This window comes from Zoogloea sp. JDB1 (assembly GCF_056724025.1).
Map to the genome: position 1 here is coordinate 578,554 of NZ_CM161496.1, position 11,380 is coordinate 589,933.

Here is an 11,380-nt window from a genome sequence, read left to right on the forward strand (position 1 = left end):
ACGCACTCTTTCCGTGCACGTCACCCCATTAAAATCGGTGTCGATTGTCCAACGAGAAGAAACGCAAGGAAACAGCGCCATGCACAGATATGCTCCCGGCAGGACCGACGCACAAGGCCAGGTGGTCGATGAAGGCGAAGAACCCGGCGGCCGCGTGCTGGTCGTGGACGACGAAAGAGTCACCCGTGCCCTCCACCGCGCCATCCTGGCCCAGCAGTTCGACGTGCTGACAGCCTCATCCGGCAGCGAGGCACTGGAACTGTGCGCCGGACAGACGCCGGACCTGATCGTGCTCGACGTGGAGATGCCTGGCATCGACGGCTACGAGACCTGCCGCCGCCTGCGTGCCTTCACCAGCCTGCCGATCGTTTTCGTAACGGGTCACCAGTCTCTCGAAGAGCACCTGAAGGCCTTCGATGCCGGCGGCACCGACCTGATCACCAAGCCGGTCAACGCCGAGATCTTCCAGCGCAAGGTGTCCGTGGCGATCCGCCAGTACCGCGCCGCCGCCGCGCTGGCCGACGAGAAAAAAGCCCTCGAGCGGATGGCGATGGGCTTTCTGTCGAGTGTCAGCCAGACCGGCATCCTGCTCGACTTCATGCGCAAAAGCATCGCCAGCCACGACTACCACGCGCTGGCCGACAGCCTGCTGTCCGCGATCCAGGAACTCGGCCTCAAGTCCTGCGTACAGGTTCGCCACCTGGACGGCCCAGCCACTGCGGTAACGGACCATGGCGAACCCACGGCCCTCGAGCAATCCATCCTCGATCACGTCTCGGAGATGGGCCGCCTGTTCCAGTTCAAGAAACGCCTGGTCGTGAATTACGACCGCGTGTCTATCATCGTCTCCAACATGCCCGACGAGGCGGAAGAGCCAGAGCGGGCCGGCATCCTGCGCGACAGTCTGGTAATCCTGGCGGAATCGGCGGAAGCCCTGTCCGTCAATGTGGACATTCGCCAGGAAGGCCAGAAGCGCGCCGAACAGTTGCAGATCGCCCTCAGCGAGGCAGAAGTGGCGCTGACGGACCTCGGCGAACAGAACAAGGCCGCAATGCGCGACACCCGCCTGCTGCTGCAGGAGATGGTGGACAACATCGAAAAAACCTACGGCTGGCTCAACACCAGCCAGACTCAGGAATCGACGATCACCTCTGCGATGGAGCAGGCGATCCAGCGCATCCTCGAACGCCTGGCCAGCGGCGGCGACTTCGACACCCAGTTCGCACAGGTCATGCAAGCCCTCAACGCCGGCCGCAGCCACAACGCGGTGGAGTTGTTCTAGGCGGGCGACACCGCATCATCGCAGGGCCCGGAAGATACGCCTCCATCCCACGGAGCGTTCCGCACAGTCGTTTTCTCTTACCTGGATCAAACCCGCAGCAGACCTTCCTTGACGGGGGCGCATTAGCATCCTAGCGTTACCCCATCATGACACTCAGCGTATTTTCGTGGTGGTCGCTGCTGTGCGCAGTGGCCGGGCTCAACATCCTGGCCTGGCTGTGGTCTGCAGCAGCCCTCAACCGGCGCCAGGGCCTGCTGTCGGCCGAGGCCTATGGCTGGCGACGCTGGCAGCTGCTGCTGTCGGCGGGCTATGTGTTCGGCTGCGCCTACCGCTCCTTCCTGCCGGTCTTCGACGTGCCACGCCTGTGCCTGTTCGACTCCTGGCTGTCCAGCGTGATCGTCGGCCGCTCGGTGGCGACCATCGCCGAGCTGTGCTTCGTCACCCAGTGGGCGCTGATGCTGCGCGAAGCCTCCCAGGCCACCCGCAGTGCGCCCGGCCGGCTGGCGTCGAATGTCATCGTGCCGCTGATCGTGGTAGCCGAAACCTGCTCCTGGTATTCGGTGTTGACCACCGCCAACCTCGGCCACGTCATTGAGGAATCCCTGTGGGGCGTCAGTGCGGCGCTGCTGGTAACCGGTCTGCTGACCGTGTGGCCGCGCCTGGCCGTGGCGCAGCGGCCGCTGCTGGCCCTGTGGTGCGTGGCCGGCGTGGGCTACGTGTTCTATATGTTCGGCGTGGATGTGCCGATGTACTGGGCCCGCTGGCTGACCGACGAAGCCCACGGCCGTCCCTACCTGAGCCTCGCCCAGGGCGTGCTGGATGCGTCCAGCCGCTGGGTGGTGTCCCACCGCTTGGCCGACTGGCACGGCGAGATGGTATGGATGTCCCTCTACTTCAGCGTCGCGGTGTGGCTCAGCATCGCGCTGATCCACGCCCCGACGCCGGCCCCGGCGCGCGCCCTGCTGCGCCTGGCGGCGAGCCGGCATCCAGTGGGGCGGGCGCTGCGCTACTGACGGCCGTAACGACCGTCAGTCAAGCCCCATTCAGGCTTTCTTCACAAACTCCGACTTCAGCTGCATCGCGCCGAAACCGTCGATCTTGCAGTCGATGTCGTGATCGCCGTCCACCAGGCGGATGTTCTTGACCTTGGTGCCGACCTTCACCACCGAGGACGAGCCCTTGACCTTCAGGTCCTTGATCACGGTGACGCTGTCGCCGTCCTGCAGCACGTTGCCGTTGGCGTCACGGACGACCTTCTGTTCCTCGGCCGGGGCCGCCTGCGGCCATTCGTGGGCGCATTCGGGGCACACGAAGTTGGCGCCGTCCTCGTAGGTGTATTCGGAGCCGCACTGGGGGCACTTGGGCAGACTGCTCATGGAAATTTCCTGTATCGGTTATGGAGTTCAGGCGCTGCGCTTCTTCAGCAGCACGCCGCACTCCAGGTGGTGCGTGTAGGGAAACTGGTCGAAGGCCGCGGCGGCGGCGATCGCGTGACTGTCCTGCAGCGCGGCGACATTGTCGCGCAGGGTCTCCGGGTTGCAGGAGATGTACAGGATGTTGTCGAAGCCGCGTGCCAGCTCGACGGTCGGCGCGTCGAGACCGCTACGCGGCGGATCGAGGAACAACGTGGTGAAGTTGTAGCCCGCCAGGTCCACGTCCTTCATGCGGCGGTATTCGCGGCCGCCGGCCAGTGCATCGCTGATCTCGTCGCTGGACATGCGCACCATCGCCACGGTGTTGATGGCATTGGCTTCGAGGTTGTAGTGGGCGGCATGCACCGACGACTTGCTGACCTCGGTGGCCAGCACGCGGCCGAAATGGGGCGCCAGCGCGATCGTGAAATTACCGTTTCCGCAGTACAGCTCCAGCAGGTCGCCGCCCAGCCCGCGGGCCTGGGCGCAAGCCCAGCCGAGCATCTGGCGATTAACGCCGCCGTTGGGCTGCGTGAAGCTGCCCTCGATCTGCTTGTAGCGCAGCGTGCGGCCGTCCAGTTCAAAGGATTCGAGCAGCCAGTCGCGGCCGATGACGATCTTCTGCTTGCGACTGCGGCCGATCACCTGCACGCCCATATCGGCGGCCAGCTCGCGGGCGGCGGCTTCCCAGGCTTCGTCGAGGGGGCGGTGGTAAACCAGGCAGATCATCAGCTCGCCGCTCAGCGTGGCGAGGAAGTCCACCTGGAAGATCTTGCGCTTGAGGGCCTCGCTGGCCATCAGGTGCTCACGCAGCACCGGCATCGCACGGGCGATGGGCTCACAAGCCGGCGGGAAGTCGTCGATGACCACCGGCACCTTGGGTGCGTCCGGGTCGAACATCGCGTAATCCACCCGCGGCCCCATGTGCCACATGCGGAACTCGGCGCGCAGCCGGTAGTACAGCGGCGCGGAGCGGAACACGTCCGGCTCGGGCAGGCCGAAGGGCGCGAAATCCTGCTTGAAGCGCGCGACCTTGGCGGCCAGCTGGGATTCGTAGTCAGCGGGGTTGAAACTGGGCAAGGGCATGGTGTTCGGGCACGTCCAATACGCCCCGGCCATGGGCCGGCCGGTAGCGGAGGACGGACTATACGCCTGTACCCCTGCCCAAGGTAGGGTCAGCGAGCAAGCCGAGCGATCAGCCGGCCAACGGCTCACTGACCTTGCGCAACAAGGAATCCAGGGTAGATAAGCTTCAGGCGCGGCGTAGCGCAATATGGGTGCAGATCAGTGCCAACGCACCGGCCCGGAAGCACTCGTCCGGCTCGCTGCACAGCCAGTGCTTGATGAGCCCACCGACGAACACGAAGGTATCCTGGGCGACGATCGTCGGATCGAGACCGGCCCGCAGCAGGCCCTTCGCCGCGGCACGCTGGTAGGCAGCAGTGAGGCCGGCCAGGAACTCCAGTTGGCCCTGCGTGCGCTGGCGCAGACCACTGAACTCGTCCACGTACTCGCACTTGAAACTCAGGATCTCGATGGTCTCCCGCGTCTCCGGCTCGTCTTCCATGATATGGATCATCTCGCCCAGCGCACGCTCGATGCCCTGCAGCGGATCAACATCAGCCTCGTCGAAGATCATCCGGTCCACGAAAGGCAGGATGGCCTGCTCGCGCATGGCAAAGAAAAGATCCGTCTTGTTCCTAAAATGCCAATAGACTGCACCACGCGTCACCCCGGCTGCAGCCGCAACCTTCTCGAGGGTGGTCCGCGCCACACCACACTCAAGAAAAACGCGTCGGGCAGCGTCGAGGATATGGCGTCGGGTGAGCTCCGCTTCTTCTTTTGTCTTACGAACCATTCGGGTTATCCGATATCTGAAATGAGACGCGGCGCTATTTACATACATCCGTGATTGTATAAACTTTTCACAATCAAGACCAAAAATCCAGCCCCCGGAATTCATCCATGAACGCCACCCCGACCGCTTCCTGTACGTTCGCGCGCCGCGCGACCCTGCCCACCCTCGTTGCCACAGTCCTGCTGCTGGGCGCCTGTACGAGCAAGGACCAGCAGGCCGGCCCACCGCCGGGTGCCGGCCAGGCCCTGCCGGTGACGGTGCTGGCGGTGCAGCCGACCCGCATCGAGACCAGCGTCGAAGCGGTGGCACAGACCGAGGGATCGAAGGAAGTCGAGGTGCGCGCCCGGGTCGGCGGCATCCTGACCAAGCGCATCTATGAAGAAGGCACTGCCGTGAAGGCCGGCCAACCGCTGTTCCAGATCGACCGCGAGCCTCTCGACGTGGCGGTTGCCCAGGCCAAGGCCCAACTCGCCCAGAACAAGGCCCGTCTCGAACAGACCGCCCGCGAGGCGGCCCGCCTGAAGGCCCTGCTCGCCCAGCAAGCGATCAGCCAGCGCGAATACGACACCGCCGCCTCCGACGACGCAGCAGCTCGCGCCGCCGTCCAGGCTGCCGACGCGGCGCTGCGCCAGGCCGAACTGAACCTCACCTGGTCGTCGGTCACCGCGCCGGTGTCCGGCATCACCGGCCGCGCCGCGGTGTCTGAAGGCAACCTGATCAGCACCGGCGGGCTGCTCACCACGGTGGTTCAGGTGAACCCGATGTGGGTGCGCTTCTCGGTGGCGGAGAACGAACTCAACGCGGCGATGCCCGGCGGACGCTTCAAGCCCCAGGCGGTGCGCGGCGTCGAGTTGGTGCTGCCCGATGGCAGCACCTACCCGGTTCGCGGCAAGCTCAACTTCGCGGCCAGCCAGATCAACCCCGGCCTCGGCACGCTGCAATTGCGCGGCGAGTTCCCCAACCCGGACGGCAGCCTGCTACCCGGCCAGTTCGTGCGTGCGCGCCTGCTCACCGGCGAACGGGACGGCGTCTTCAAGGTACCGCAGAACGCGGTGGTGCAGACCGACAAGGGTGCCGTCGTGATGCTCGTCGGCGCCGACAACAAGGTCGAGCCGCGCCCCGTGCAGACCGGTGCCTGGAGCGGCAATGATTGGATCATCCTGGGCGGCCTGAAGGCCGGCGACAAGGTCATCATCGACAACCTGATCAAAGTCCGTCCGGGCGCCCCCGTCGCCCCCCACGCGCCAGGCGAAGGCCCCGGCGCCGCCGGCAAGCCGGGCGCCTCCCCTGCCGCTGCACCGGCAGCTACGCCGGCCAAGGGTTGAGGGGGCACGGTCCATGTCGCGTTTCTTCATCAGCCGTCCGATCTTCGCATCGGTCATCTCGATCGTCATCGTGATCGCCGGCCTCATGGCCTCGCTCACACTGCCGGTCGCCCAGTACCCGGAGATCACACCGCCGACGGTGATCATCTCCGCCACCTTCCCCGGCGCCAACGCCGAGACCCTGTCGCGCACCGTCGCCGCCCCGATCGAGGAGCAGCTGTCGGGTGTCGAAGGCCTGCTGTACTACAACTCCCAGAGCACCTCGAACGGCACGGTCAGCATCACCGCCACCTTCGAGGTCGGCACCAACCCGGACACCGCGCTGATCGCGGTCAATAACCGCGTCAAGGTGGCCGAGCCGCGCCTGCCGGACGACGTGCGGCGCACCGGCGTGCTGGTGCAGAAGCGCTCCAACAACATCCTGATGTTTGCGGCCCTGCGCTCTCCCGACAACAGCTACGACGCCCTGTATCTGGCCAACTACGTCGCCATCAACGTCATCGAGGAAATCCGCCGCATCCCCGGCGTCGGCGATGCCCAGCAGTTCGACCCGCTGTACGCGATGCGGGTGTGGCTGAAGCCCGACGTGATGGCCAAGCTCGGCGTCACCACCACCGACGTGGCCAACGCGATCAAGGTGCAGAACACCCAGAACGCAGCCGGCAAGATCGGCGCCGAACCGGTGGTAAACGGCCAGCAACTGACCTACACCGTATCCGCCAAGGGCCGCCTGCTGACGCCAGAGGAGTTCGGCAATATCGTGCTCAGCGCCAGCGGCCCCAATGGCACGGTACGCTTGAAGGACGTCGCACGCCTCGAACTGGGTGCCGACAACTACGACCGCAATGCCAAGGTGAATGGCGCGCCGGTATCCGGCATGGGCATCTACCTGCAATCCGGCGCCAACGCGCTGGAAACGGCCAAGGCCGTGCGGGCACGCCTGGACGAGATGCAGAAGCGCTTCCCCAAGGGCGTCGAGTATTTCGTGCCTTATGACACCACCCGCTTCATCCAGGAATCCGCCAAGGAGGTGGTGCACACCCTGATCGAAGCCGCCATCCTGGTGATCGGCGTGGTCTATCTGTTCCTGCAGAACTGGCGCGCCACCTTGATCCCGATCGTGGCGGTGCCGGTGTCGCTGATCGGCACCTTCGCCGGCATGTGGCTGTTCGGTTTCTCCATCAACACCCTGACGCTCTTTGCGCTGGTGCTGGCCATCGGCATCGTCGTGGACGATGCGATCGTCGTGCTGGAGAACGTCGAGCGCCTGATGAGCGAGCAGAAGCTCTCACCGAAGGATGCCGCCATCGAGGCGATGCGCGAGGTGTCCGGTGCGGTGGTGGCCATCGTGCTGGTGCTGTGCGCGGTGTTCATCCCGGTAGCCTTCCTTGGCGGCATCGCCGGCAAGCTCTACCAGCAGTTCGCGGTGACAGTCGCAGTCGCGGTGGTGATCTCGGGCATCGTCGCGCTGACCCTCACGCCGGCCTTGTGTGCGCTGCTGCTCAAACCGACCCACGAGGAGAAGCCGCTGTTCCGCCCCTTCAACCGGCTGTTCGAGCGCTTCACCCGCAGCTACACCAACACTGTCGGCCTGACCCTGCGCCATGGCGTCATTGGTGCCCTGGTGTTCGGCCTGACCATTCTGGCCGCCGCCGGCCTGCTGCGCACAGTACCGGGCAGCTTCGTGCCGGCCGAGGACCAGGGCTATCTGTTCGGCTTCGTGACGCTGACCGACGGCGCCTCGGCGCAGCGCACCGGCGTGACCGCCGAACAGATGCGCCAGCGCATCATGTCCGACGACATCGAGAACATCTTCTTCATCAACGGGGCCGACTTCATCACGGGTAACAACCGCGCCAGCGTGGCGACGACCTTCATCGTCTTCAAGCCTTGGGATCAGCGCCAGGCAAGCACCACCGACATGGTCGGCAAGTTCATGGGCATCGGCATGAGCCTGTCCGACGGCCTGGGCCTGGTCTTCAACCCGCCGCCGATCCAGGGCCTCGGCACCGCCGGCGGCTTCGAGGTGTACGTGCAGAACCGTGCCGACGGCGACCCACGTACGCTGGCAGCCGTCAGCGCCCAATTTGTGGAAGCCCTCAAGAAGCGTCCCGAGCTGACCGGCATCAACACCTTCTTCCGCGTCTCCGCGCCGCAACTGTATGTGGAGGTGGACGAACCGAAGGCGCTGGCAATGGGCCTTCCGCTCGATTCCATCTATGCCACGCTGCAGGCCAGCACGGGTACCTTGTACGTCAACGACTTCAACCGCAGCGGCAAGACCTTCAAGGTCCAGGTGTCGGCAGATGCCGCTTACCGCATGAAGCCGGACGACCTGCTCAAGCCTTATGTGCGCAGCACGAGCGGAGCCATGGTGCCCTTGTCGGCGGTGGCCACCGTCAAGACCATCACCGGCCCCGAGATGGTGGAGCGCTTCAATGGCTTCGTCGCCGCCAAGGTGCTCGGCAACTCCGCTCCCGGCTACAGCTCCGGCGACGCCATCAAGGCTGTGGAGGAAGTGGCGCAGGCCGCCCTGCCCGAAGGCTACCGTGCAGAATGGGTCGGCCAGGCCTTCCAGGAGAAGCGCACCGGCACGGCCTCGATCATCGCCTTCGTGTTCGGCATCATCATGGTGTTCCTGATCCTCGCCGCCCAATACGAGAAGTGGTCGCTGCCGCTGGCTGTGATCATGGCGGTGCCCTTCGCGATGTTCGGCGCGCTGATTGCAGTAATGATCCGCAACATGCCCAACGACATCTACTTCCAGATCGGCCTGGTTGTACTCGTCGGCCTGGCGGCCAAGAACGCGATCCTGATCGTCGAGTTCGCCGCCCAGAAACAAGCCGAAGGCATGAAGATCGTCGATGCGGCCATCGAGGCGGCGCGCCTGCGCTTCCGCCCGATCGTGATGACCTCGCTGGCCTTCGTGCTCGGCGTGCTGCCGCTGGCCATCTCCTCCGGGGCCGGCGCCGGCGCGCGCCGTTCGATGGGTACCGGCGTGGTCGGCGGCATGCTCGCCGCGACCTTCATCGCGACGATCTTCATTCCCCTGTTCTTCAAGTGGCTCAGCCGCGGCAAGGTCCGCCACCCGGCCGGTGACCTGCCGAAGAACCACTCCACCCATGACGAGGTGAAGCCATGAACCGCCCCCGACTGACCGGCCTGCCGCCCCTGCTGGCGCTGGCCCTCGCCCTCGGCGGCTGCGCCCTCGGCCCCGACTACGTGCGCCCCGATGCCGCCGTCGCGCTGCCCGAGGCCTACACCGCCGCCGCGCCGGTGGCCCAGAGCCCCAGCGTAGCCAGCAACTGGTGGACCCTGTTCGGCGACAGCCAGCTCGACGAGCTGGTCAAGCAGGCCCTGGCCAGCAGCCCTGACGCCCGCCTCGCTGCCGCCCGCATCGAGGAGGCCGACGCGGTGCTGGCCCAGGTGGACGCCGCGCTGCTGCCCCAGGTGGACGGCAACGCGTCGAGCACCCGCAGCCGCACCGTACTGCCCAACACCCACCCAGCCCAGAACCTGACCCGCACGGTCAACAAGCTCGGCCTGTCCACTTCCTTCGAGCTGGACGTGTGGGGCAAGCTGCGCCGCGCCTCCGAAGCCGCCCGCGCTCAAGCCCTCGGCACGCGCTACGCCAGCGACACCGTATCGCTCAGCCTGGCCGCCTCGGTGGTGCAGGCCTACCTCAACCTGCGCGCCATCGATGCCCAGCTGCTGGTCACCCGCGACTCCCTCGCCGCCCAGCAGCGCAGCACCGAACTCACCCGCAACCGCTTCACCGGCGGCATCGCCTCCCGCCTCGACGTGGAACAGGCCGAAGGCGCGCTGGCCAGCTACACGGCCACGCTGGTGCAGCTCGACAAGAGCCGCGCCCTCGCCGAGAACCTGCTCGACCTGCTGGTCGGCCAACCCGGCCTGAAGGTCGCATCCGGCGATCTGCGCAGCCTGCCGCTGCCACCGGTGCCGCCGGCCGGCCTGCCGTCGAGCCTGCTCGAAGCCCGGCCCGACGTGCAGCAGGCCGAAGCCACGCTGATCGCTGCCAACGCCAAGATCGGCGTCGCCAAGGCCGCCCTGTTCCCAAGCATCACCCTCACCGGCAGCTTCGGCCGCGAAAGCTCGGACCTCTCCAAGCTGTTCGATGCGCCGGCCTCCGTGTGGTCCTTCGGTGCCGGCCTGACCCAGCCGATCTTCGAGGGTGGCCGCCTGCGCGCCCAGGTGGATCAGGTCACCGCCCAGCAGAAGCAGAGCCTCGAAAGCTATCGCAAGGCAGTGCAGACCGCCTTCCGCGAAGTGAACGACGCACTGGTCAGCGTGCGCCAGAACGGCGAAGCCGAAGATGCCTACACAAAGGCGATGGAAGCCGCCCGGCGCGCCCTGCAGCTGGCCCAGACCCGCTACGAGCACGGCTATTCGGCCTACCTCGACGTACTGGTCGCCCAGCGCACCGCCAACGACGCCACGCTGGCCTGGGTGCAGAACCGCCAGGCCCGCCTCAGCTCGACGGTGGACCTCTTCAAGGCCCTCGGCGGCGGCTGGAAGGCTGGCTGACCGCCAGCACCAAGCCGCACGACGGAAAGGCCAGGGCCCGCGCCCTGGCCTTTTTGTTGGCCGACGGGACGCATGCCAGAATGGCGTCCCGCCACCGCCACCGACACCCGCTCAGCCCAGCCCATGTCCGCCGACCGCCCCGCCCTCGTCCAGCTTCACACCGACATCGACACCCGCATCGCCGGCATCCGGGCCGACCACCCCGACTGGCTGTGCGCCAAAGGCTGTGCCACCTGCTGCCGACGCCTCGCCGACGTCCCACAACTCACCGCCGCCGAATGGACCCTGCTGAAGGAAGGCCTCGCCGCCCTGCCAGCCGAGCGCCAGCAAGGCATCACCACCGCAATCGCCGCCCTCGGCGACCACCCGCCGCGCCCCGTCACCTGCCCGCTGCTCGACCCGGCCACCGACGCCTGCCTCGTCTACGCCCACCGCCCGGTGGCCTGCCGGACCTACGGCTTCTACGTGCAACGGGACAAGGGGCTGTATTGCAAGGACATCGAAACCCGCGCCACGGACGGTGCGCTCGACAACGTCGTGTGGGGCAACCACGACGCGGTGGACCGGCAACTCACCGCGTTCGGCGAGAGCCGGGGGCTGACGGAGTGGTTCAGGGAGTGGAGGGACGATTCGGATAACGAAGGCCCGTGCTGAGGCTGGCCAGAAAAGGATATTTCCGCGCAGTCCGATCCAACGGACTCCTGAAGATGCTCCTATCCCTTCGCAATACCGGGCCATACGGAAAGTGATGCAGTTCGCTGCATAGCGGAGAGCCTGCCGTCATGCTGACCAGAACATTTCTGGAGCATGGCCTTATGCGCAGAACCGGACAGATTCAACGCACACTTCCCACGTCGGCTCAAACCTTCCCTCCATATCACCCTCGTATCCCGAAGGCACTGACAACTGCATTGCTGCACGGCCCTGCCGCTGATCGCAGCTCACCATAAAGTCAAGG

General features: G+C 66.0%; 9 protein-coding genes. 6 read left to right on the forward strand and 3 right to left on the reverse strand.

All coding sequences use genetic code 11. From position 1 onward, the window contains the following. The first annotated feature begins 79 nt into the window (after positions 1-79). Entirely contained in the window at positions 80-1,282 is a 1,203-nt protein-coding gene (locus AC1PPK_RS02630) for a response regulator (RefSeq protein WP_481116298.1), read from the forward strand. Positions 1,283-1,428: 146 nt separating this feature from the next. Next, on the forward strand, positions 1,429-2,295 hold the full coding sequence (locus AC1PPK_RS02635; protein ID WP_481116299.1) for a hypothetical protein: 867 nt from the start codon (positions 1,429-1,431) through the stop codon (positions 2,293-2,295). Positions 2,296-2,325: 30 nt separating this feature from the next. Here the strand turns inward: AC1PPK_RS02635 and AC1PPK_RS02640 are convergent, their stop codons facing one another. The 3 genes from AC1PPK_RS02640 to AC1PPK_RS02650 all read right to left on the reverse strand — a co-directional run bounded on the left by AC1PPK_RS02640 (position 2,326) and on the right by AC1PPK_RS02650 (position 4,552). After that, positions 2,326-2,658, reverse strand: coding sequence for a zinc ribbon domain-containing protein YjdM (locus tag AC1PPK_RS02640; RefSeq protein ID WP_079435169.1), 333 nt, complete (start codon positions 2,656-2,658; stop codon positions 2,326-2,328). A 27-nt stretch (positions 2,659-2,685) separates the two neighbouring features. Then, positions 2,686-3,780 (reverse strand): tRNA (uridine(54)-C5)-methyltransferase TrmA, encoded by a 1,095-nt coding sequence (gene trmA / locus AC1PPK_RS02645; protein WP_481116300.1) that lies wholly within the window; start codon positions 3,778-3,780, stop codon positions 2,686-2,688. A gap of 166 nt (positions 3,781-3,946) precedes the next feature. Further along, complete coding sequence (locus AC1PPK_RS02650; RefSeq protein ID WP_481116301.1) at positions 3,947-4,552, reverse strand: TetR family transcriptional regulator; 606 nt, start codon at positions 4,550-4,552, stop codon at positions 3,947-3,949. Between the two features lie 107 nt (positions 4,553-4,659). On the opposite strand from AC1PPK_RS02650, the gene AC1PPK_RS02655 reads away from it, so the two are divergent. The 4 genes from AC1PPK_RS02655 (at position 4,660) to AC1PPK_RS02670 (ending at position 11,076) form a co-directional block, all read left to right on the forward strand. Next, entirely contained in the window at positions 4,660-5,877 is a 1,218-nt protein-coding gene (locus tag AC1PPK_RS02655; protein WP_481116302.1) for an efflux RND transporter periplasmic adaptor subunit, read from the forward strand. A 13-nt stretch (positions 5,878-5,890) separates the two neighbouring features. After that, on the forward strand, positions 5,891-9,019 hold the full coding sequence (locus AC1PPK_RS02660; RefSeq protein WP_481116303.1) for an efflux RND transporter permease subunit: 3,129 nt from the start codon (positions 5,891-5,893) through the stop codon (positions 9,017-9,019). Then, positions 9,016-10,422, forward strand: coding sequence for an efflux transporter outer membrane subunit (locus tag AC1PPK_RS02665; protein ID WP_481116304.1), 1,407 nt, complete (start codon positions 9,016-9,018; stop codon positions 10,420-10,422). The genes AC1PPK_RS02660 and AC1PPK_RS02665 overlap by 4 nt, the downstream gene beginning before the upstream one ends. Before the next feature lie 72 nt (positions 10,423-10,494). Then, positions 10,495-11,076 (forward strand): YkgJ family cysteine cluster protein, encoded by a 582-nt coding sequence (locus AC1PPK_RS02670; protein ID WP_481116305.1) that lies wholly within the window; start codon positions 10,495-10,497, stop codon positions 11,074-11,076. Positions 11,077-11,380 lie beyond the last annotated feature (304 nt).

Excerpts from the sequence above, each read along its gene's own strand:
- trmA (WP_481116300.1), bottom strand. The coding sequence starts at position 3,780 with ATGCCCTTGCCCAGTTTCAACCCCGCTGACTACGAATCCCAGCTGGCC.
- AC1PPK_RS02665 (WP_481116304.1), top strand. The coding sequence starts at position 9,016 with ATGAACCGCCCCCGACTGACCGGCCTGCCGCCCCTGCTGGCGCTGGCC.
- AC1PPK_RS02660 (WP_481116303.1), top strand. The coding sequence starts at position 5,891 with ATGTCGCGTTTCTTCATCAGCCGTCCGATCTTCGCATCGGTCATCTCG.
- AC1PPK_RS02635 (WP_481116299.1), top strand. The coding sequence starts at position 1,429 with ATGACACTCAGCGTATTTTCGTGGTGGTCGCTGCTGTGCGCAGTGGCC.
- AC1PPK_RS02630 (WP_481116298.1), top strand. The coding sequence starts at position 80 with ATGCACAGATATGCTCCCGGCAGGACCGACGCACAAGGCCAGGTGGTC.
- AC1PPK_RS02670 (WP_481116305.1), top strand. The coding sequence starts at position 10,495 with ATGCCAGAATGGCGTCCCGCCACCGCCACCGACACCCGCTCAGCCCAG.
- AC1PPK_RS02640 (WP_079435169.1), bottom strand. The coding sequence starts at position 2,658 with ATGAGCAGTCTGCCCAAGTGCCCCCAGTGCGGCTCCGAATACACCTAC.
- AC1PPK_RS02650 (WP_481116301.1), bottom strand. The coding sequence starts at position 4,552 with ATGGTTCGTAAGACAAAAGAAGAAGCGGAGCTCACCCGACGCCATATC.
- AC1PPK_RS02655 (WP_481116302.1), top strand. The coding sequence starts at position 4,660 with ATGAACGCCACCCCGACCGCTTCCTGTACGTTCGCGCGCCGCGCGACC.